The organism is Butyrivibrio sp. FC2001 (assembly GCF_000424125.1).
Taxonomy (GTDB): Bacteria; Bacillota; Clostridia; order Lachnospirales; family Lachnospiraceae; genus Butyrivibrio.
The window spans coordinates 161,789-184,668 of sequence record NZ_AUJH01000012.1; the positions used below are offsets into that span (position 1 = coordinate 161,789).

Annotated in this window: 22 protein-coding genes; 3 read left to right on the forward strand and 19 right to left on the reverse strand. The window is 42.5% G+C overall.

The window, feature by feature from the left end; genetic code table 11:
- Positions 1–67 precede the first annotated feature (67 nt).
- Entirely contained in the window at positions 68–1,759 is a 1,692-nt protein-coding gene (locus G601_RS0106685; protein ID WP_026664896.1) for a sensor histidine kinase, read from the forward strand.
- 5 nt (positions 1,760–1,764) lie between these two features.
- Entirely contained in the window at positions 1,765–2,523 is a 759-nt protein-coding gene (locus G601_RS0106690; protein ID WP_026492959.1) for a response regulator transcription factor, read from the forward strand.
- 105 nt (positions 2,524–2,628) lie between these two features.
- Here the strand turns inward: G601_RS0106690 and G601_RS0106695 are convergent, their stop codons facing one another.
- The 10 genes from G601_RS0106695 to G601_RS0106740 all read right to left on the reverse strand — a co-directional run bounded on the left by G601_RS0106695 (position 2,629) and on the right by G601_RS0106740 (position 12,060).
- Positions 2,629–3,141 carry a CarD family transcriptional regulator gene (locus G601_RS0106695; RefSeq protein WP_026664897.1) on the reverse strand — a complete coding sequence of 171 codons (513 nt, stop codon included), beginning with the start codon at positions 3,139–3,141 and terminating at the stop codon, positions 2,629–2,631.
- A gap of 296 nt (positions 3,142–3,437) precedes the next feature.
- Positions 3,438–3,893 carry a hypothetical protein gene (locus G601_RS0106700; protein WP_026492957.1) on the reverse strand — a complete coding sequence of 152 codons (456 nt, stop codon included), beginning with the start codon at positions 3,891–3,893 and terminating at the stop codon, positions 3,438–3,440.
- A 154-nt stretch (positions 3,894–4,047) separates the two neighbouring features.
- A complete protein-coding gene (locus G601_RS0106705; protein WP_026664898.1) occupies positions 4,048–5,529 on the reverse strand; it encodes a DUF1846 domain-containing protein in 1,482 nt (493 codons plus the stop codon).
- 18 nt (positions 5,530–5,547) lie between these two features.
- On the reverse strand, positions 5,548–6,411 hold the full coding sequence (locus G601_RS0106710; protein ID WP_026492955.1) for a DegV family protein: 864 nt from the start codon (positions 6,409–6,411) through the stop codon (positions 5,548–5,550).
- A 123-nt stretch (positions 6,412–6,534) separates the two neighbouring features.
- Positions 6,535–7,575 carry a 23S rRNA (adenine(2503)-C(2))-methyltransferase RlmN gene (gene rlmN, locus G601_RS0106715; protein WP_026664899.1) on the reverse strand — a complete coding sequence of 347 codons (1,041 nt, stop codon included), beginning with the start codon at positions 7,573–7,575 and terminating at the stop codon, positions 6,535–6,537.
- Positions 7,575–8,957 (reverse strand): 16S rRNA (cytosine(967)-C(5))-methyltransferase RsmB, encoded by a 1,383-nt coding sequence (rsmB, locus tag G601_RS0106720; RefSeq protein WP_026664900.1) that lies wholly within the window; start codon positions 8,955–8,957, stop codon positions 7,575–7,577. The genes rlmN and rsmB overlap by 1 nt, the downstream gene beginning before the upstream one ends.
- Position 8,958: 1 nt before the next feature.
- The gene (locus G601_RS0106725) at positions 8,959–9,666 is read right to left on the reverse strand and encodes a zinc metallopeptidase (RefSeq protein ID WP_026664901.1); all 708 of its coding nucleotides are present in this window, start codon (positions 9,664–9,666) and stop codon (positions 8,959–8,961) included.
- Positions 9,667–9,776: 110 nt separating this feature from the next.
- Positions 9,777–10,706 carry a methionyl-tRNA formyltransferase gene (fmt, locus tag G601_RS0106730; RefSeq protein ID WP_026664902.1) on the reverse strand — a complete coding sequence of 310 codons (930 nt, stop codon included), beginning with the start codon at positions 10,704–10,706 and terminating at the stop codon, positions 9,777–9,779.
- Between the two features lie 309 nt (positions 10,707–11,015).
- The gene (locus G601_RS0106735; RefSeq protein WP_026664903.1) at positions 11,016–11,708 is read right to left on the reverse strand and encodes an LrgB family protein; all 693 of its coding nucleotides are present in this window, start codon (positions 11,706–11,708) and stop codon (positions 11,016–11,018) included.
- 1 nt (position 11,709) lies between these two features.
- Positions 11,710–12,060, reverse strand: a complete 351-nt coding sequence (locus G601_RS0106740; RefSeq protein ID WP_026493054.1) for a CidA/LrgA family protein — start codon at positions 12,058–12,060, stop codon at positions 11,710–11,712.
- 263 nt (positions 12,061–12,323) lie between these two features.
- On the opposite strand from G601_RS0106740, the gene tnpA reads away from it, so the two are divergent.
- Positions 12,324–12,740, forward strand: a complete 417-nt coding sequence (gene tnpA, locus G601_RS22260) for an IS200/IS605 family transposase (RefSeq protein WP_081673417.1) — start codon at positions 12,324–12,326, stop codon at positions 12,738–12,740.
- A gap of 790 nt (positions 12,741–13,530) precedes the next feature.
- Here tnpA and G601_RS0106755 read toward each other — a convergent pair.
- The 9 genes from G601_RS0106755 to def form a co-directional block, all read right to left on the reverse strand.
- Complete coding sequence (locus G601_RS0106755; protein WP_026664904.1) at positions 13,531–14,874, reverse strand: dicarboxylate/amino acid:cation symporter; 1,344 nt, start codon at positions 14,872–14,874, stop codon at positions 13,531–13,533.
- Between the two features lie 148 nt (positions 14,875–15,022).
- Complete coding sequence (locus G601_RS0106760; RefSeq protein WP_026664905.1) at positions 15,023–16,591, reverse strand: hypothetical protein; 1,569 nt, start codon at positions 16,589–16,591, stop codon at positions 15,023–15,025.
- A gap of 145 nt (positions 16,592–16,736) precedes the next feature.
- The gene (locus tag G601_RS0106765; protein WP_026664906.1) at positions 16,737–17,225 is read right to left on the reverse strand and encodes a hypothetical protein; all 489 of its coding nucleotides are present in this window, start codon (positions 17,223–17,225) and stop codon (positions 16,737–16,739) included.
- 58 nt (positions 17,226–17,283) lie between these two features.
- A complete protein-coding gene (locus G601_RS0106770) occupies positions 17,284–17,787 on the reverse strand; it encodes a hypothetical protein (protein ID WP_026664907.1) in 504 nt (167 codons plus the stop codon).
- A 173-nt stretch (positions 17,788–17,960) separates the two neighbouring features.
- A complete protein-coding gene (locus G601_RS0106775; RefSeq protein ID WP_242834391.1) occupies positions 17,961–18,689 on the reverse strand; it encodes a phosphatidylserine decarboxylase in 729 nt (242 codons plus the stop codon).
- Between the two features lie 92 nt (positions 18,690–18,781).
- Positions 18,782–19,495 carry a CDP-alcohol phosphatidyltransferase family protein gene (locus tag G601_RS0106780; RefSeq protein ID WP_242834392.1) on the reverse strand — a complete coding sequence of 238 codons (714 nt, stop codon included), beginning with the start codon at positions 19,493–19,495 and terminating at the stop codon, positions 18,782–18,784.
- Positions 19,474–20,475 (reverse strand): lysylphosphatidylglycerol synthase transmembrane domain-containing protein, encoded by a 1,002-nt coding sequence (locus tag G601_RS0106785; protein WP_207638028.1) that lies wholly within the window; start codon positions 20,473–20,475, stop codon positions 19,474–19,476. Before G601_RS0106785 ends, G601_RS0106780 begins: the two co-directional genes overlap by 22 nt.
- Before the next feature lie 67 nt (positions 20,476–20,542).
- Positions 20,543–22,264 carry a L,D-transpeptidase family protein gene (locus tag G601_RS22265; protein WP_051205651.1) on the reverse strand — a complete coding sequence of 574 codons (1,722 nt, stop codon included), beginning with the start codon at positions 22,262–22,264 and terminating at the stop codon, positions 20,543–20,545.
- A gap of 101 nt (positions 22,265–22,365) precedes the next feature.
- Positions 22,366–22,860, reverse strand: coding sequence for a peptide deformylase (gene def / locus G601_RS0106795; protein WP_026664911.1), 495 nt, complete (start codon positions 22,858–22,860; stop codon positions 22,366–22,368).
- Between the last annotated feature and the right edge of the window lie 20 nt (positions 22,861–22,880).

A 22,880-nucleotide genomic window follows, 5' to 3' on the forward strand; every position in this document is an offset into this window, starting at 1 on the left:
TAGCACTTTTCCGAACAGGAAACCAAAAACGGTGGTCGTATGAAAATCTTTTAATTATAATGAAGTTATGAAAAACGCAAGAAGAACCACAGCATATCCGGTGGTGCAGATTTTAAGGAAAACTCTATGGACAGCGATACCTGTTGTGATCATTTTTATGTTCGTAAGCGGGTTCTCTTTTTGGGAAATAAGAAGACAAAATAATCTGTCACTGGAAAATGCCATAACCATTTATCAAACCGATCTGAGCCACCGGCTTGATGCAATAGCCCACTTCGTTCAGTGGACCGTTGTTCACGATCCCATCCTTGATCCCTTCAAGACAGACGGACATGTGGGGGATTTCAGACAGGCTGGCAATGACCTGCGCCTTAGGGTTAGCGATATGCAGTACTCTACAGGCTCTGAATTTATGTACTTTTTCTACTGGGACGAGGGGGACATTTTCATAAATGCCTCGGAGCTCACAGTGGACTACGAGACCTATAAGAAGATAAAAAAGAAGGTCATAGATGATTTTGAAAACGTGGATAATACTGAAGGCTTTTCATGGATGCCAAGCGTAATAGGAGGAAAAACCTATCTGTACTACTCCATAACCTATAGGCACCGCACCTTTGTATCCCTTGTTTCAATCGAGGATATCCTGGCTCCGCTCTCTAACATAAACCTTGGCTCCCATGGAAATATCAAGTTCCAGAGTCTTGATGGCAACACCTATTATCAGAGTGCTACACGTCCCGAGGGGCTCCTTAAGCATTACTACAACGAGCTGCATTTTCGCGGAGAGGACGCAGGCCTCCCCTTCACCCTCGTCATTGAATCAGACATGCTGGGTAATTACGGAAAAATCTTCCTGCTGCAGTTTTTGGTATTTCTGGCGGCCCTTGCTCTTAGCCTTATAATGGGCAGCTACATACTTGCCACCTATAAAAAGGTCATACTGCCCATAAAGATCTTTTCAAGCAATCTGTCCAGAATGGATTCTCTGTCAGATGCAGAGTCAGCAAACCTCGATCTGACAGACAGCAAGATGCAGGAATTAAACCAGATAAATGACCAGTTCAAGAGCCTCATCCATGAGATAACAAGGCTCAGGATCAACGTCTACGAGGCAGAGCTTGATCAGAATAAATTCAGGATTCACTTCCTTCAGCAGCAGATAAAGCCACACTTTTACTTAAACTGCCTCACAACAATCGACAGTATGCTGAGTCTCGGTGATGTATCCGCAGCCCAGAAAATGCTGCAGTTTACTTCCAAGTACTTCAGATACCTCTTCCAGGCAGATAAGGACTTTGTGCCACTTAGCAGTGAGATTGCCCACACCGAGGACTACCTTGATATCCAGATGATGCGCCTTTCTGAGAACATAGAATACAGCTGCGATATCGATGACAAATACATGGATGTGATGATTCCGCCGCTCCTTCTTATTACCTTCGTGGAGAACATCATAAAGTACGCAGAGCCCGCAGGTGACAGCCTGCAGATCTCCATAACAGGAAGTGACTATGTAAAGAATGATGCCGATTACATCGAAATATGTATAAAGGATAACGGTCAGGGATTCCCTGAGGAGGTCATCACGAAGATCAGTAACGGCGAATACCTCACCACAGACAGTGGCTCCCATATAGGCATAACCAACTGTATCCGAAGACTTAAGCTCCTATATGGTGACGACTTTGAATTTTATCTTGAAAACAGCACGGCCGGAGGTGCCGCCGTTGTTATAAGGATTCCCAGAAAGGAATAACCATAATGCAAGTTCTGCTTGTTGATGATGACCGCTTTGTTATAGCGGCCCTGCAAAAGGGAATAGCCTGGGAAAGCCTGGGAATAACCGGGGTTTTCACAGCCAATAATATAAATACCGCAAAAGAGATAATGCAGGATAACAAAATAGACCTTCTCCTTAGTGACATTGATATGCCACATGGATCAGGTCTTGATCTCCTCTCCTATCTTCGCGAACAGGAAAATCCCGTGCCCACGATTTTCCTTACTAACTATGCGGATTTTTCCTATGCCCAGAAGGCAATTGAGCTAAAGAGCTTCCACTACTTCCTAAAGCCAATTGATTATGCAGAGCTTACAAGGATAATAAAAAAAGCTCTGTCCGAGGCACAAAGGATACAGGAAGCCGAGGCTGCAAAGACATCTTCCATTCCGGAAATACCCACGGATTCTGCAGAAAACGAATCCAACATCAAGGCACTTCTTAAGTATGTGGATGAGCATTTCCGCGAGGATATAAGCCGCGAGCAGCTCTCTGTCATGTTCTTCTTTGACCCTGATTACATTACAAAAATCTTCAAGAAAGAGACAGGCATGAGCTACAAAAATTATGTGATTGAAAAGCGACTGTCCCTTGCGAAGGAGCTTTTAACAGAGTCCGATTATCCTATCCACGACATCTCCCAGTACGTGGGCTACGATAACTACTCCTATTTCACAAGGCTCTTTAAAAAGAGCTTTGGCGTAACACCTATTGAGTTTAGAGGAAACGGTCAGGAATAATTTTTACAGATAAATAAATTCGCAAAAATAAAGGTGCCAAAAATTATTTTTGGCACCTTATCTCAGCTATATTAAATTATTTTTAATCAACTACTTAGTATTAAATTATACAAGAGTAAGCTGTGAAAGCTCGCTTGTAACACGCTCCTTGATAGCGTCAAGCTTGGACTCCATGGAGTAAGCCATCTCAGAATAAAGAAGCTTCTCAGCGATTCCGAGGTACTTCTCATCCATAGATGCGAACTTCTTACCCTCAGCGGCTCTGGTAGCCTTGATCTGACGAAGAGACTTGACAAGGCACATCATCTCAGAAGCCTTATTTCTCTTGATAACGTCGACAATAACAGCCTCTGCCTTCTTTCCCTGAGGAATGTCATAAACCTCAAGCTCATCAATCTCACCGATAAGCTCCTCAGCCTCATCGGCATCAATAGCGTCACGCATCTTCTCCTCAGCTCCGTCAACCGGAACATAGAGCACCCCCTTGCTGTCTATGCTGGATACCATGCTGTAGTAGAGTGTTTCGTTGCCTCTCTCGAGGAAAGCCGGAACAAGAATATCCTTTACCTCGCAAAGACCATGGTTACCGTAAACAACGCAATCTCCTCTATTTAGCATATTTAATCCTCCTTTATGCAAAACAAAAAACAAGGGCGACACTAGAATAATCGTAGCAAATAATTAAGTGAAATGTAATAATCGGGAGCCTTTTTTAAGAAAATCTTAAGAAACGAAAACGGTTAAGTCGGTAGCACGTTAAAGCCCAGTATTCACCGCAAAATCAGGGAAACCGAGGCCGTATTTCAGCATTATTTCTGAAAAAAAGTCGACCCGGCGGAGGTATACTCTCGTCAGGCCGTCTTTGTGACAATATTTAGAAAGGAAAGGAGGAATAAATTGCATAAGCAAGACAGTCAAATAGTCTCGCCGAGCTTCGTATACATAAATCCTGTTTCCTGGCAGAACTTGTTGAGTTCCTGCCCGAATAATTTCATATAAGCATCTTCCATATACTGCGCATCATGTGAAAGAAACAGGATTACCTGTCCGCTCTTAATATCAAACTCAAAGTCTGATGTAGGTTCAAGAGCGTGTATGTCCTTGAAGGACAATCCATATTTTTCCCTGCAATAATCTTCGCGGTTGTCCATCTCCATGGTCTCACTAATGATCTGGTTCTTGAACTTCCTCATGTCGTCAAGCTGATGAAGAACCATGAACTCTGCAACATTGAGGGAAGTAATAGCATATCCGCCAAGCTTCATATCGGAGATAACTTTTCCAAAATCAACTGTTGCTGCTGCGAAGGGATCGATTTTCTGACCACCTACGTCTACACAAAATACAGCATCATATAAGCTCTGATTCATACTAAGCCTCCAACTCATGCCGATTCATTAGTTCCATATGGTTATTATAGCACGCAAAAAAACATTTAATTCTAATAATTCTCTTAAATCATTATGAATTAAATGTTTTTTCGTTAAAAATCTATTACGATATTACAATTAAATTATGAACAAATCAGCCGTGGAACAGCTTCTTTGTCTGATATTTAGGCTCGCAGGTGAGGTTGACACCGAGCTTGTGGAAGGTGGATTCATCAACGGGGGAAAGGATAACCGTTGAGTGAACCTCAAGTCCACGAAGCTTATCAACCTGCTCAAGTGCAGCCTTGGCATGATCGTCAGTTGCAGCGCAGATAGTGAGCGCTATGAGGATCTCGCCTACATGCAGATGAGGGTTGTGTCCGCCCAGCTGCTGAACCTTCAGATTCTGGATAGGTTCGATGATTGAAGGTGCGATTAAGTCTATATCGTCGGGAACGCCCGCCATAACCTTAAGAGCATTCATAAGCATTGCACTGGTTGCGCCCATGAGAGCACTTGTTTTTCCTGTAACAACCTGTCCGTCAGGAAGCTCAATAGCTGCTGCGGGAGCTCCTGTAAGCTCTGCCTTAAGGTTAGCTGCTGCAACTGCAGGTCTGTCCTGAATGCTGCAGCCTGCCTTCTGCATGAGGATCTCGAGGGTATCTACTCTGTCCTGAGTGCTCTCACCCTTTCTTACCTCGCAGAGTTCCTTGTAATAACGTCTGATGATCTCCTGTTTTCCTGCTGCCTGAGCTGCCTCATCATCAATGATACAGTTACCGGCCATGTTAACACCCATATCTGTAGGTGACTTGTAAGGAGAATCTCCGTAAATCTCCTTGAACATAGTGTTAAGCACAGGGAAAACTGCAACATCACGGTTGTAGTTAACTGTGGTCTCGCCGTAAGCCTCAAGGTGATAAGGATCGATCATGTTCATATCAGCGAGGTCTACAGTAGCTGCTTCGTACGCCAGGTTAACCGGGTGCTGAAGCGGTATATTCCAAATGGGGAAGGTCTCAAATTTAGCGTATCCGGCCTTAACTCCGTGTCTGTTTTCATGATAAAGCTGTGAAAGACAAACAGCCATTTTTCCGCTTCCGGGGCCGGGTGCAGTTACGACTACAAGTGAATGCTTGGTCTCGATGTACTCGTTCTTACCATAGCCCTCTTCACTGATGATAAGCGGTATATTGGAAGGATATCCGGGGATTGAGTAGTGTCTGTAAACCTTAAGGCCAAGAGCCTCGAGCTTCTTCTGATAAGCCACAACCTGCTCTGTTCCGTCATAGCGTGTAAGGACTACAGAACCAACGTACAATCCGTAACCATGAAAGGCATCGATGAGACGAAGAACGTCCATATCATAGGTGATACCAAGGTCTCCTCTAACCTTATTTTTCTCGATATCTCCTGCGTTAATGACTATAACAATCTCAACATCCTCCTTGAGCTGAGTGAGCATACGGATCTTGGAATCCGGCTGGAATCCCGGTAAAACTCTTGATGCGTGATAATCATCGAAAAGCTTTCCTCCAAACTCCATATACAGCTTGCCGCCGAATTTTCCAATTCTCTCGCGGATTTTCTCTGACTGCATCTGAAGATATTTGTCATTGTCAAATGCCTGTTTCATGTTTCCATCTCCTTTTGATTACTTATTATGAAAGTAAGCAAACGCGATCGCCCCGGGCCCCGCATAGGTTCCTATGGTCGCACCTACATGCGCGATCGGTATTTCACTCACATCACCTTTATAATTACCCTCATAAAGGTGTTTACTGTCTTCAATATATTTCTTTAGCATTATATCCGATAGACCGGAATATGCAAGACATATTGGTCTGCTAAAATCGATACCGCCATTTTTTTCTATGAATTGCATAAGAAGATTGTTGCCGTTCTTGGAGCCTCTGGCTTTTCCGACAACAGCTACCACACCGTTTTCAATGGTAATGACGGGTTTGATGGAAAGAACACCGCCCGCCAAAGCAGCTGCAGCTGATATTCTTCCGCCGAGCTTTAAATACTCAAGAGTATCAAAAACCGAGATGACTCTGGCACTCTTCTTTTCCTCTTCGATTATGGAAGCAATCTCAGATGCACTTTTGCCTGCATCTCGAAGTTCAACAGCCCTGGCTACAATTATATACTGAGAAATACAAAATTGCATAGAATCTATTACATGAACCTTCTCTCCTACCTCCTCGGCAGCAAGGCAGGCGCTCTGATAGCAGCCTGAAACTCCATAGGAAAGGCTTATGTAAACAACTTCATTACCCTTATCAACTTCTTTTTGGAAAATTTCCTCATATTCAAAGGGTGGAATCTGGCTTGTCTTAGGCAGAGTATCGCTTTCTACAAGCCTTTCATAGAACGTGGTATAGGGAAGAGTAACTCCGTCAAGAAACTCCTCTTCCCCGAATCTTACCTTTAAGGGTATAACAGTAATCCCCCATTTAGCGGCGGTTTCCTGAGATATATCGCTTGCTGAATCTGTGATTATACTAACTCCCATTATAATTCTCCTGTTTTTACTGACCTGAAAATACTTTAAACATTTTTAACTAATTCAGTATAACAAGGAGATTTACGTAAATCAATTGCAAACGATTTTCCTAAAGTGCGTTTCCACCTGCTGTTATGTATTCTCTTCCGCTATATGTCTTCTGCGAAGCTGTCCGCAGGCGCCGTCTATATCGCGGCCCATCTCTCTTCTGACTGTGGCGTTGATATGGCGCTTTTCAAGCTTCCTCTTAAAGGCCTGGACTCTCTCGGAGGTACTCTCCACGAAGTCTCTCTCCTTAATGGGATTGACCGGAATGAGGTTCACGACGCAGTTAAGCTTACCGAGAATATCCGCAAGCTCGTCCGCATCCTCATCGGTGTCGTTAACTCCGCCCACCAGTGAGTACTCGAAGGTAAGCTGTCTTCCTGTCTTGTCAAAATAATATCTGCAGGCATCAAGAAGCTCATCTATCGAATATTTATTGGCGATAGGCATAAGCTCCTGTCTCTTTGCCTGATTGGACGCATGGAGCGATATTGCAAGGTTTATCTGCAGCTTTTCATCTGCAAGGCGCTTCATGTTGGGCACTATTCCGCAGGTTGAAATCGTGAGATTCCTCTGTCCTAGATTCAGCCCGTTTTCATCTGTGAGAAGCCTTATGAACTTAAGGATGTTGTCGTAGTTATCAAGGGGCTCTCCACTTCCCATCACAACTACTCTTGAGACCTTCTCACCGGTATCTCTTGTTATGGCATATATCTGGTCTAGGATCTCTGAAGGCTCAAGATTTCTCTCCACGCCGTCTATTGTCGATGCGCAAAAACGGCAGCCCATGCGACATCCCACCTGGGATGATACGCACACACTGTTACCAAAGCGATACTTCATGAAAACGCTCTCTATGAGGTTTCCGTCATGAAGCTCAAACAGGTATTTTCTTGTGCCATCGAGCTTTGATTCCTGAACTCTTACGACCTTAAGGGAAACATAACTGCACTCTGAGCTCAGCTTTTCTCTAAGGCTTTTAGAGAGATTTGTCATCTCATCAAAGCTTCTTGCCTGCTTTTTGTGCATCCAGTCATAAAGCTGCCCGGCTCGAAAGCCGGGCTCCCCCATGTCCTTAACCATATTTGTTAATTCTTCTTTTGTAAGTGATTTAATATCTGTCATCATTATTCCTTACGTTTGAACTTTGCTATGAAAAATCCATCTGTTCCGAACTCTCCGGGGATGATGCGAATATAGCCTGCACCGGCTGTTGGCATCTCCTTCATTTTTTCGGGGAGTCTGTCCACTATACTAACCGCCTCAAATGGTAGGTTATCAAGTATCCACCTGAAGTTATCCTCATTTTCCTGAATAGAAAGTGTACAGGTGCTGTAAATAAGCGTTCCGCCCGGCTTAACATAATTCCAGACACTGTTCAGAATGTTTCTCTGCTTCTGCTGAAGGTTCATGATAGCATTCATGTCTGTGTTCATCTTGATGTCAGGCTTTCTTCCGATTACACCAAATCCTGAGCAGGGAAGGTCGCAGTAGAGCACGTCTGCTCTATTTTCCAGTGAAGCATCGTGCCTTTCTGCATCATACTCCTGAACAGTAACGTTGGTATAGCCCATTCTCGTTATGTTATCACGTATTAAAATGCACTTATTTTCAGATATATCTCTTGATATGACTTTTCCTGTATTACTGAGTACGTCGGCTGCGTGGAGGCTCTTACCTCCTGGAGCAGCACACACGTCTATAACCGTATCTCCCTTGTGAAGCTCAGCCACTTCAGTCACAAGCATTGAGCTTATGTCCTGAACCATGAAGGCTCCCTCCTCAAATCCGGGGATGTACTTTATATTGTCTGTGTGATAAAGGTCCATTGCGTAGTGAAGAAGCGGACTTGGCTTCATCACGATATTGCCGTTATTGGCACTCTTCATCTTAGCCAGAATACTTCGGAGCTGCTCTGCGCTGAACCTGCTGCTAAATCTCACAGTTACAGGTCTTGGCTCTAAGAAAAACTTGAATATCTCAGCAGTCTGCTTAAAGCCAAACTCCTCCATAAACATAGCAGCAAGCCACTCGGGCTCTGAATATTTTACAGAGAGATAGCTAACCCTTGATTCCGTTGATTCGCCGGGATCAGGCCATACGATCTCGTCCTTTTTCCTTGATACGTTCCTAAGCACAGCATTAACAAAGCCCTTCAGCCCTATGAAATGAAGCTTTTGAGCGAGCTTAACAGCTTCATTAACCGCCGCTGAATCAGGCACTAAGTCCATATAGAGAATCTGGTACACTCCCATTCTGAGAATATACAGAATAGGCTTCGCCATCTTCTTTATAGGCGTTTTGGAAAACTGGCCTATGACATAATCCAGCGTAATCTGGCGTTCTATCGTTCCTTCCGCCAGACATTTTATAAAGGATTTCTGCTTTGCCTCGAGATAATCATACTTGTTAAGGGCAAGCTTGATCACGGCCTTCTGGTGGGATTCGCTTTTACCCATCTCAGTAAGGATATCAAGCGCTACGCGCCTTTCATTGATTTCCCCAGCCATCTTACCTCCTGTTTCTGCTTCCGCCGTTAACTACTAAAATAAGGCGAAGAAGCTGCAAAATAGATGAAGCAGCTGACGCAACGTATGTAAGTGCAGCTGCGGTAAGAACTTTTCGTGAAAGAGCAACCTCATCATTAGCAAGGAAGCCGTAATCTCCAAGCATCACAAGTGCCCTGTGAGATGCGTCGAACTCAACGGGAAGTGTCACAATCTGAAAAGCTACAGCAAGTGCAAATACCCAGATTCCTATCCTTGCAAGGGGTGTCATGCCAATGATAAGTCCCAGGAAGATGATAGGAAGTCCAAGCTTTGAACCAATGTTAGCAGCAGGTACAAGAGCTGTTCTGATCTTAATCGGTATGTAGCCCTTATAGTGCTGAAGCACGTGCCCGCACTCATGTGCCGCAACGCCTATGGCAGCAACGCTTGTAGATCCGTATGTGCTGTCTGAGAGGTTAACCGTGTGGTTCCTGGGATCATAGTGGTCCGTCAGATCTCCCGGCACATGTACTACTGCCACATCTGTTATTCCATTTCTTCTAAGTATCTCGGTAGCAACCTGCGCTCCTGTCATTCCTGACATACTTCTTACTCTTGCGTATTTGCTGTAGGTTGACTTAACCATAGCACTGGCAGCAACGCAAAGTATCGCACCAATCAAAACCAAAATATAAGTCGGATCAATTCCGTAATATCCATATCTGTACATACAAACTCCTCCGTTTATTAAGTAATATAATTTAATTGTAGTAGCCATCATGTGAAGGCACAATGAAGAGATTTAGGATTCAGGTATCCTAATTCATCTGATTCAAGGAATTAGCCGAGGTTGTCTCCCGCATTGAGTTTATATCCAACAAGGAATGCTGAGGTTGCCATTCGCTTTTTACCTTCGAGCTGTAATTCTGTAATTTCCAGAAGGCCTTCTCCTGTGTTTACTGTGAAGCTTTCTTTTGATACAGCTGCAACAGTTCCGACATCTCCTGTAGCTTCCCCTGCTACCTTTTTTGCTTTCCAGATTTTCAGCATCTTGCCGTTAAGCTTTGTGAAGGCACTGGGCCAAGGATTCATGCCTCTTACAAGGTATGATATCTTCTCTGCTGAGTCGCTCCAGTTAATGCAGCCCATGTCCTTACTGATCTTGCCACACTTTGTAGCCTCAGCATCATTCTGAGGTGTAGGTGTAAGTTCGCCATTTTCAATCTTGGGAAGTGCTTCTACAATAAGATCAGCTCCAAGATACATGAGTTTATCAAAAAGTGTTCCTGCTGTGTCATCTTCCTCTATCGGAATCTCCTTGGTTATCAGGATGTCACCTGTATCCATGCCTGCATTCATCTGCATGATCGTGACTCCGGTAGTCTTGTCACCGTTCAGTATGCACATCTGAATCGGTGCAGCACCTCTGTATTTAGGAAGTAATGATGCATGGATATTCACGCATCCAAACTTAGGTATATCAAGAACTTCCTGAGAGAGAATCTGTCCAAATGCTGCCACAACAAATATGTCTGCGCCAAGTGTCTTAAGCTCAGCCACAACCTCGGCCTCTCTTATCTTCTTGGGCTGCAGAATCTTAAGTCCGTGCCCAAGTGCACATTCCTTAACCGGTGAAGGTGCTGGCTCTCCACTTCTTCCCTTAGGCTTATCCGGCTGTGTCACAACTGCTACTATCTCATGACCTGCCTCTATCATCTTTTCAAGGGGTGGCACCGAAAAATCCGGAGTACCCATGTAAACTATTTTCATTCTGAATCTATTCTCCTCGTTAAATAATATAATGTTTTAATAGGCATTTTCACGCAATACAAAAGCCCAAAACACCCACTAACAGTGTAGCATTTTGGACTCTTTTGCACAACGGCGGTAAATAAGCCGGAGTTTGGAATTATTACTGTATGATCACATATTAATTTTCAATTCAAATCCCGGATATATTCCCACCGGAATGCTCTCGTTGAATGTAAATTCTGCAGTTTCGTTTTTTATAAAATTATGAAATACTACAAATAACAGTTAAAATATACCATTATTTATATACATTGTAAATAATTACAATCAGTGCAGACCTGCAAAAACAGAAGCCAAGAGAACAGTAAAAATACCTGATACTGCAATAGCAAGGCCACTCATTGCGCCTTCTACATCACCTATCTCGATTGCCTTAGCTGTTCCAATGGCGTGGGAACTTGCACCAAAAGCCAGTCCTTTTGCTATAGGCTCCTCAATATGCGCAGCTTTGCAGATGAATTCTCCAAACATATTTCCAAGAACGCCTGTTATTATTATGACAGCCACAGTAATGGTAACGTAACCGCCTAATTCTTCAGAAACACCCATTCCAATAGCTGTTGTAATAGACTTTGGTAAAAGTGTCACATATTCTTCATGAGACAATCCACATAACACAGACAGTACTAAAACTGTTACTAAACTTGTCACTGTACCTGCCAGCAGTCCCAGCAGAACAGCCTTATAATTTTTCTTCAGTAATTCAAACTGCTCATAAAGAGGGATTGCAAGGCAAACTGTTGCAGGAGTAAGTAAATAGCTTAGGTATTTTGCTCCTTCGTTATAAACTTCATAATCCACTTTTCCTATTACTAAAGTACCACAGGACAGAATAATAGCTATAAGCAGCGGATTAAATATTCCAAGTTTAAACTTTTTCTTTAGGGAAACTCCTATCATGTATGAAACAAGACTTAATGTAACTCCTGCGAACAGGGAATTTTGAAATAAAGCGTTCATCTTACTTTTTTGTCCTTCTGATAATAATCTGTGAAATCCAACCGGTAGAAAGCATTACTGTTATAATCGTTACAACAGTAATAATGCTAACTGGTATAAGAATCGGTTTGAGATTAACCCAGCTGTTAACAAGACCCACACCTGCAGGAATGAACATAACAGGCATTATCTCAATCAAAAAAGATCCTGCATCCTTAACATCTGTATACTTCACCACTCCTGTAATCAAGGCAGTAAATAACAGTGCCATTCCATATATACTTGCAGGAATTGGGAACGGTAGAATGAGCTTCAAAAGTTCACCCGTAAATGAAAACGCAAGAATTACCAAAAACTGTTTTATATACTTCATAAAAACATCCTCGATTCTACAGCAGACACTATCTTTTGCCATACCATCTGCAAACATTGTGTATTCTACATCAGGGATATTTTAAAATTCAAGAATAATATCTCACAAAAAATTTAATGAAATGGTCGATTAAATTAGACTTAAAGTTATTTTATCTGAACAGGCAAAGCCTGTAATCGTAAATAAAAAAGAGCCCGTATCATTGCCATAACTATGATATTTTTCTTTTTATAAATACTTAGCGAAAAACCCCTTCCACTTGAATGCGGAATTTAATTCCGCATTCAAGTGGAAGGAAAAAGGTCATCACAGACGAGATGGGTGATTTCATGAAAAACCACGCCGCATATCTCTGTGGAAGGATGGACTGTGACCTGCTCTCAGCTGAAACAGACAGGGATCACATGCACCTTCTTATCTCAATGGCTCCAGATGTGGCACCGGTAAAGCTGATCAACACATTAAAGACCGTACTTTCACGAGAGGTTCATTTAAGATACAAAGAGCATATCGAAAAGTATCTCTGGGGTGATTCACCATTCTGGAGCGCCAGTTATTTCTGCGCTACTACCGGTTCCGTATCCATGGAAACCGTCAAAAAATACATAGAAGAACAGCGCACTGATGACCATCGAAGAAAATATGAGAAATCTGGAAAACATGTTAAAGCAAAGCGTTGAAGACCGGCGATTCATCCCCGACCGACAGCGTCGGAAGGGGTTTTCTCGCTAATTATTTATAATTTTACATTACACCTGTTAACACTTATTTCCTGATTTCGACTCAACTTCAATCTACCAGCCTCGATTCTTATTCCACCAATTATCTGTCTTCCTCTTCTTTTGGTGTAATTGCAAGTCTCAATATAATATTTCCAATACACCAGTTATATCTTTTTCCTATTCCTGACTCAACGAATTCTTCCATAGCAGAACATCTTTACACCAATTCCCGCTTAATCTTTACTTCCGACTCAACTGCAATTCATCCGTCTGAGTACATATTCCACCAAGTATATGCCTTTGCCTTCTTCTGGTGTAACAGCAAATCTTAGCATCATATCATCAATACGCCAGTTATCCTTTTTTTCTTATTCCTGACTCAACCAATTATTCTATAGCAAATTATCTTTACACCAATTCCCTCTATTTCTTTGCTCCTGACGTAACTATAATCCCCCTACCTAACCCCCTATTACACCTGTTATCTCTTCTTCTCTGCTTCTGACTCAACTGGTGTCCACTTACCTCAGTTCCCGTTACACCAATAATCTTCCCATTCCTTCTTCTGGTGGATCCACAGCTATCTGCAGCATATTTCCAGTACACCAGTTACCCCTTTTCTCCTATTCCTGACTCAACTGCTGCCCACCAAAAACACCACCGACACCCCACCGCCACGAGCCCCCATACTGTATCCGTGCAATACCGCACTTCTGATTGTTCTTAGATTCCGAGCCGGAGATTCCCCCTATGCCTTAAATTTCTCCACATCCACAAGCTTCTCTCCTCTGGCAACAGCCAGAGTTACCACCGCATCTCCTGTTACATTGGTAAGTACCTGCATCATTCCCACCAAAGCATAAAGTCCCATGACTATGCTTATTGAATTTGACGGCACACCAATCTGCGGAACAAGAAGTGACAGGCAGATAAGGGCTGCTCCCGGAACGCCAGGGGCGCCTACCGAGAGTATATATATTGAAAATACAAGCTGCAATATTATCGCAGGAGTGATTGAGATTCCATATATTTTTGCCATAAACAGAGAGCTTAACATGAGAGTAACGCAGCTTCCGTCCATGTTGATAGTTGCTCCCAGAGGCAGCGAAAATGCATATATCTTCTTGGAAATTCCAAGGGATTTCCCGCAGGTTTCCATTGAGGTCGGAAGTGCTGCATTACTTGAAGCAAGAGTAAATGCAACCACCATCGTAGGATAATATTTCTTGAAGAACGTAATCGGATTCAACCTTGCAAATATCATTATTATCAGGCTGTAGACTCCAAGCATCATGATATCTCCCAAATATATGACAGGAACCCACACAAACACTGACAAAAGTGACTTGATCTCCATGTTGAAAACCATCTTTGCCATTGAACAGAAAATTGCCAACGGCATGATATTTATTATTATTGTTGTAATCCTGGAGCAGACAAGATAGCCGTCACTTATTATATCCTTGAAAACATGCAGCTTATCTGCCACCGCTGAAACTGCAACTCCCATAAGCACCGCAAGGAAAATAATCTGAAGCATATCTTCCTTCAAAAACGGAGACACAATCTCGCTTGGAACTATATCTATAATCTCATCGAGAACAGATGTAGATACATTTTGACCATTGGCAATTGTGGAGTCCGCCGCATCAGAAACAAGAGCCTTTAATGAGGGATCACCTATAGGAAAAATGAACCACACCAATGCTCCTATCCCAATTGCTATAAAGGATGTAATGGAATAGCCGGTAATTACCTTACCCGCAATGCGCCCAAGAGACTTCATATCCCCAAAATCCGCTATACTTGATGTTATTGAAAAGAATACCAGCGGTCCAACGATAACCTTCAGTGCATTTAGAAACATGGTAGTCACAGGACTGAGCAGATTCTTTATAAGCGCCTGAATTACAGCATCGGGACATGTATACTTAAGAATTATTCCCAATAATACACCTGCAAAAAGTGCTGAAAAGTTCAGTATAAGCTGTTTATACTTTGATTGTTCCATCTGAACCTTTCTCTTTTCAAAGAACCCCCGAGCATTCTTAATTAGCATTTCAATATCATTAGCATCATTCTTTTTCACCATTTTACCCCCTTTACAGCTTTCAAAAACCATATACCGCCATTACGGTCCAATAGGAAGTCCAAGCGTTAGCCAGCCTATAAGGAATATAATCCATACGACAAGCAGGATCATTCCTATAAGGAATAGATTAGAAAAAAAGAATATCATCCTAATATTTATTCCCAAATACATCCCGCCTGTACCGCTTAACACTTATGGACTCATACTGAGATGGCAGCTCATTCTCCGCAAAGCGGTCCCTGACTAAGGCAGAATCCTTTCCGTACCTGATAGTGCCAATTACAAAGTTCTCGGCTTTTTCATTGTCAAACGCCATCTCATATCTTGCTCCCTCCGATACTGAGCCAGGGAAAGCCATCTCCTTTCCTATAAGCGCTGCATCGCCGCTGATATAATCCGTTATCCTGTCATATTGAAAATAGTATCTGTAATATCCTTCTATCTGCCCATATGCTGCGCCTTCGTCAAATCTAACTCTCAGCATGAAAATTTTACTGTCCAATAATACGGGCACCAGAATTGTAATTTCACCGTTTAGATAATCCCTGCCTTCTATGCCATATACATGAATGAAAAACCTTGAATTATTATCCTTTGCCCAAAACCACCAAGCACCATCATCCAGGTTGCCACCATCGCACTTATTAAGCGGCAGATATCCGAGGCCTCTGTTTCTTGAGTATTTGCCCTCATCTCCCTCGTATATGTATCGGACTACCAAATCCTGCTCAAAAACGCCATCCGTTACATTCAATAACTCAGTGGCTAACTTCCTGGCATCGCTTTCCGAAAGCAGATATGACTTTCCATATATGAAAAGCTCCTGCTTTATTTTGTCATATATCTCATCCACACTATTCTCGTTATCTTCCATAAGTCTTGCCGCTTCTCTCATGGCATTATACAGAGCTGCAAGCTCCCAATAACCGTCCTTTAGATAATCGTACTCAGGACAAAAATCCTGTGCTTCCTCATCGGTTCCCGGCCTCGCAAGTCCTATAACATAGCCATGAAAGGGCCAGGTCTTAAATCCATCTCTATGGCTCACCCTGTGACTAAATAAATATTTCTCCAAATTGGAATTATCAGTCGTTGAATCTGTATTTGGAAAAAATAAGGAAATTCCCGATATATCCCTGAAAAAAACCTCGGGCGAAGCATATAGCCTTATGATCATCTCCCTGATACTCTTTGCAAGCGCCTCATAATTGCTGATAAAGACCTTATCCGCACGCAAATATTCTGAAGCAGCAAGGTTCCTTGCCCAGAGCCCAAGGTCTACGCTATACTCATCAATTTTCTGGGACTTATCCCTTATCCCCGCAAGAAGCCTGTACATTTGGCCAGGTGCTTCCCTCATCCTTACCGCAAGGCATCTGCAAAAACGGTTAAAAGCATTCTTAAATCCGTCAACAATATTTTCATCCAGATTGATTGATGTTAAAACCAGTCCCTCATGTTTATCCAATCCGACATATATTTTATCAAGTAATATCGGAAGAATCTTCTTATCAAAAGCACTGTCTGTAAGCTTAGTATCAAATCCATGGCATGCCGCAAGGAGAGTTTCTATCGTTTTTGACCTCATCCATCCGATACCCTCCTCATCCCCTTCTGCGGCTATCATGGTCCTGGCGCCTTTTGCCCACGCTGTCACCGCTTCAGTGAGCAAATCTATAAGTTCAATATCATTTCCCTCTTCGTCCTTTTCAGTCATCAAAACAAGCCCTTCTTTTTTAGGAGGGTTTTGAAGAGGCAAAAGCTCATTATCTTCTATTTTCCATCTCTCATTTTTATCCCAGGCGATCTTATCAAGGATCTCCAGCTTCGCCAGACTATCAACAGATGAAGCGCTGCCCTTTTCAGTTTACATAAACAACATATCTATACTGCCCCATATCCAGACCCTTATATACCCAATCGGTATCCAGATCGTATTCCTTTAAAGTTTCCTTTATTTCTTTTTCAGTACATGGAGTTGTATAGGTAAGCTCCGCATATCCGCTAATCTGCCTGCCATCTTTTAGAATTACTGTCGCCGGCTTTTTGTGAATATTTTCACTTGTTATTCCATCAGGATTAAGTAAGCAAAAATTTGTATCAACATCAAAATCACCACTAATCATCTGCTCGTAGGTGATATCTTCTATTTCCAGCCGATGCTCGTAATTATAGCCAACCCCTGTCGTTGTAAGCTTTAAGGGTACTCTTCCAACATTTCCCCATATAATTACAACTCCAAGAAAAGCCAGAAGTGTTGCTAAGAAAACCCATATGGACGGAGTCACTACAGGTATATAATCATTTATTCTTTCAGGAGTTTTTCCAATACTCTTGTCAGCTAACTTCATAATCACCCTCTTCAGCCCCCGGATTGCTCACCAAAAGAAATCAGGAATCCACTATTATTCAGAGTTCCCTAATATATAATCCAAAAAATGTTCTGTGATATCTTGCCAGTTCCTCTGTTGCCTCGATCAGGTCCTTTTGGGATTCAAGAAGCGCATCATGAGACTGCCTTATTTCATCCTGAACCTTGACCATGTGCTCGTGTTCCTTGTCCGCAAGCATAAGCAGCGTATCCGTTCTTGCCAGATCCTCCTTCAAGTCTGCATTCTTTTTGGCCATATCCTGAAGTTCCTTCTGAAGCTCAATTATCGCATACTTAAGCTCTTCGTTTTCTTCCTGAACACGTTCAAGCTCATGCTTTAAGTCATCGTTATCCGACTGCATTACAATAATTCTTTTAAGCCTGTGCTGGTCAAGAAAATTGCAGGCATAGTCATCTATCACGCGATGGTTATCCTCTATTGTCACATGACCTTCGAGCTCTTCCTTATATTTCTGTGCCTGTGCTCTTACGCTTTCATAACTGATAGTACGACTCTTAGCGTATTCCTTTAATGTCATCATGATTGTAATTCTCCATACATAAGAAGCAAAAACCCCTTCTACACTTATAATTATAGTTTTGACCCCCATATATGGCACATAAACTTTTCCTAAAAAAAGAAAGAACATCGTATAATCAAAAAATTAACGACGTTCTCAAAAAATTAAATAGATATTATCTCTATCGCATAAATTCAGTTATTTTGTATAAGCTTACCCACTGCTTCGCCGAGTTTTACTGATGTTTCAATGCCCTTTCGTGAATTCTCAAGGATATCTGCTCTGGGATTGAATTTACCCTTGGGAATAAGGACGATTATGGTCGATCCGCCAAACTCAAAGTGTCCCTTTTCCATTCCCCTTATAACCCTGCCGGCGCTGTGCTTCTCATTAGCAATTCTGCCAACCATCATTGCGCCTACTTCCATCTGAACACATTTGCCCAGCTTATCGCTGTCTATTACAGAGTACTGCCTGCTGTTTTCCGTAAACACAGGTATCTCCTCGAGGGCTACAGGTCTTACGGTGTGGTAAAAGCCATTTATCTTACGGTCAGGGAACTTGAATCCATCAGTAAAGTAGACATATCTGTGATAATGATTAACGCAAAGCCTGTAAACAAGGCAGTATCCGCCCTCCAGGCTATCCGCAAGCTTCTTGTCACGGAGCAGGGTTCTTATTGAAAATCTGCTCTGCTTCACGTTCAGCACAGTTCTGTTCGTTATCCTGCTCACCTTAAGAAGGCCGTCGCAGGGCGCAATCACAGTATCTTCGTCAGGGCTGATGGGACGAAGTCCGCTCTTTATCCTTCTGCAGAAAAAGTCGTTAAAGGAGCGGATGTCATCAAGTATATAATCTTCCATCCTTATTCCGTTTTTTCTGGCAAAGGGCTTAATAAAAATAGCAGAAACCCCGGAATCCATAAAAGCCCCCATCATGTCTGACAGGGGTTTTAAGGTCAAAGGCTTAAGTAAAATTCTTCCGGTTTTTGTTTTATATAAAAATTCAAGTATGCTCATAAATTAGATACCAGTATGTAAACTACTGCTGAAAACTCAGCAACACCAATCAAAGTTCCAACCAAAATCATCTTAAGTCCGGGCTTCGGAATCTTAAAATTGCCAATAAAGAGAATCCCAACCAGGAGCAGCATAAAAAAGTAAAAGAAGGTAAGGTCAAGGATTGTAAAGTAATGGATGATCAGTGTAAGCGGAAAAATAAGGGCAGCTGCTGTAACAGGAAGTCCTGTGTAATACTCTCTTCCAAACTCCTGCTTCTGCTTTGCTCTCTCTCCTGCTGTGGCATTAAAATACGCAAGTCTTACAAGAGCTGACAGAACATAAAAAACAGCGATCAGTAAAAGAATCAGCACAAGAGATGTCTTGGCACTATTGCCGCTCTCCTTAATGACATCCCTGAAAGCACCATGGATTCTAAGCTGTGCAACACCTATAGATGCAGGGAGCACGCCGAAGCAGATAAGATCAGAAAGTGAATCGATCTGTGCTCCGAACTCCTTCTCAAAATCGGTGCGGTTCTTCTTGGTCCTTGCAACCGTTCCATCGAAGGCATCAAAAAGTCCAGACGCCATCAAAAACAACGTTCCACCATAGGGATGACCAATTCCTGTCATGGTTATTATTATTCCAAGTGCACCTGATATAGTCGAAAGATATGTAAGAATAATCGTGTAATCATACACACCTATCAATTTTCTCTCTTTTTCCATAGATATCCTCCAAGCGTTATCAGACCGCTTATAGTAACGCAAATATAAAATGATATTGCTCTGCTGACCATATCCAGCTGCAGTGCAGCCTCATGTGTCATTATCTTTGAAAAGCCGTCTATCATCAGATAGTCTGCTATTCCCATAGCTCCGGGAACCGGAACAAAGTTATAACCGATTGTTATGAGACACTGCTTTGAAAAAAGCGTAATAGCATCTCTCTTAAATCCGCCAAAGGACAGGTTCATAAACATCGGAATCGCTATCTGTGATGCTCTCTGCAGGACATTCCATATAAATGCTTTTATAAGGATATCACTTCTTCCCGCAAACATCTTCGCACAGTTACTGTAGTCCTTGTGAGCTTTATCAAGTCTTGCAAGTCTGTCTTCGCCGTGCCTTAAAAGTCTTTTATCCTTCAAAAATACAACTACGCGCTTAAGAATACCAAAAACCTTGTCACTGTCCTTAAGCATGGTAAAGAACACCATAATAAGCAGGATAAGTACTACAAATCCAACCATTATAAGCACTCTTGGTGCCAATCCGAATTCCCTGAAAAAGTCGGGATTAAGGATTATCGCAACAATCCCCAGAAATCCGATTGCTGCGGTATACATCATAAGGTTCAGAATCAGCGTGGCAGATACCACTCCTCCGGGAATACCATCTTCATGCATAAAATATGCACTGGCAGGCTGTCCTCCAGTTGCTGAAGGAGTTATCGCTGAAAAATAAACATCTGAGGTGCTATAGATAATACCGTTCCACAGGCTCCTTTTATAGTTAATGCCGTTAAGGATCGAGCATATGGCAACCGCCTCAAAAAACACATATCCCACGGCACATATCATAGCAACGATCAGATAGAACTTATTACCATCCGCTACCACTTCCAATAGCTTTGGCAGGGAAAGCGTCTTACTCTCTCTAAGTATGGTCCACACTGTCAAAGCAGCAAGAAGGACGGAAAATAGCATCCAAAATATTTTTTTGAAATTTGACTTTTTATCCTTAGCCATTCCAAAAAAACCTTCCCAAGTATTTTTAATTTTGTGGTGTCGTTTCGCCACCCTCTGAAGGAGCAGTGCTTTCGCCTGTAGCCCCCTCTCCGTTCACATTATCCAAACTGTTTTCAGAAGGAGTCTCACCCTCTGTGGAAGTAGCTTCTCCTGCGCCTGTATTTTCTTCTGTTGTAGTACTTTCTCCCGAAGTAGTATTTTCTTCGGTAGTCTGATTCTCCTCAGAAGTATTATTTTCTGTAGAAGCCTCAGAATCAGTTCCGGCTACTTTACCATTGATAACAGGGCGCTTTTCAACCTTCACCTCACCTGTTTTGGGATCTGTCACTTCGACCTCCACAACAGGCACGGGAGATGTAAGTCCTCCGTATACGAGAACTGCTTCGCCCTTGGAAACCAAATCATATATTTTTTCGGCTTTTTCTGTGGGAAGATTAATACATCCGTGGGATCCGTTCAGAATATAGTCATATCCACCGAACTTGGATCTCCAGCTGGCATCATGCATCCCTACATTTCCATTAAAGGGCATCCAGTATTTAACAGGAGAAGAATAGTTCTCACCTACAAGTGTAGCGTCTCTCTCCTTATAGGTAATTCCGTAGGTTCCCACGGGAGTCACTCTGGACTTGTTAACACAGCCTGATACGAAATCGGAATCCTCTACGACCTGACCATCCTGATAAACCCAGAGATGCTGCGCTGTAAGGTCGATCTCCACATAGGAGGTGCCATAGTCCTGCTCACCATAGGCTGCCGCGGTTCCGAAATACACGGGAACGCGGGTACCCTTATCGCCATTTTTAATAGCTGCGATAAGCTCAGAAGTCTCTGTACTTCTGTCCATCCACCAACCGTAATCTCCGCCGGAAACAGTCACTTCCTCACCGCTGTGGGAAATGATGGTCCTGGTCTTACCGAAGGTGTCATACTGCCTTGCAATACTGTTTACAAAGTCCTTAACCTTTTCCTCATCAAGGCTGACCTCTGTCCCGTTTATGGCACACCACTCTCTTATCTTTGTGCCATCCACAACAACGGTATCAGCGCCAAATTCGTAGACAATATTGGCTTTGCAGAAGTTATTAAGGTTATCACACAGAGCTGTCATCTCCGGATTATCTGAAAACAGCTCCGGTGCTTTATAGCATTCATCGTCAAGTGTAACCTCAGGCTCTAAGACATCTATTGCAGAGCATATCTTCTCCACAACGATATCTCTTATGGGAGACTGACCATAATCCTCGGGAACAATATAGAAGCCGTCCTCTCCGGACTCCTCGGATACGTATGCATCAACTGGCTCCTTAATATTTTCAGGAGAAAAATATGCCAGGGAGTCTATCTTGTTCTCTACTGTTTCCTTTGAATACACTACTATATTATCTGTCGTAAGATGAGTGTCCTTGAACAGATATGCAGGCCACAAAAGAGGATTCTGCTCTTTTAATGCTCTGTCAAACTGTCCGTCCATTCGAAGTGAAAGATTTATATCGTTCGCAGAAATAGTCTCTGTGATATCTCCCCTTCCCTTGATGGTAAGGACGTATTTCATCAGTCCGTCAGTTACTTCCGTCTCAATTTCCTTTGCCGTCATCTTATATGCCGGAATATCATTCACGTAGACATTAAATGCAAAATGACTCATGAAATAAATCGATACTCCCATATAGAAGAGCAAAAATATAATAAATGTTATTCCCAGGATGATTCCTGCTATGCTTCGTTTAGCTTTTGTCCTACTCATATTGTCTCATAATGCGAATTAAGAAATAACATCCGCACCCCTCATTAAAATGTCTGCCATAAATACACTAAGTATCCATGGCAGTTAAATATCTTATATAATTATTCCTCTTCTGAAGGCTGCTGTAAATCTTCGTTATTTACAAGATCGCCTTCAACCTTCTCGACATACATATGTCCGTCGAGATGATCGCATTCGTGGCAAATAGCTCTTGCAAGAAGCTCTGTTCCTTCAAGCTCGAAGGGCTTCATATCAATATCAAGAGCTCTAACCTTAACATAATTAGGTCTTGTCACAACGCCGGATTTGCCGGGAAGTGAAAGACATCCCTCATAACCTGTCTGCTCTCCTGATGTCTCAAGGATCACAGGGTTTATTAAAAGATGAGGATCGTCACACTCAGGTGAACAATCAATAACAACTATTCTCTTCAAAACTCCAACCTGGGGAGCAGCGAGTCCAACGCCGTTAGCGTCATACATTGTCTCAAACATATCATCTATAAGCTCGCGGATCCTGGGAGTTACTTCCTTAACTTCCTTGCAGGGACGTGCAAGTACATCATCACCATATTCTCTGATTTCTCTAAGTGCCATTACTATTACCTTTCTATTGT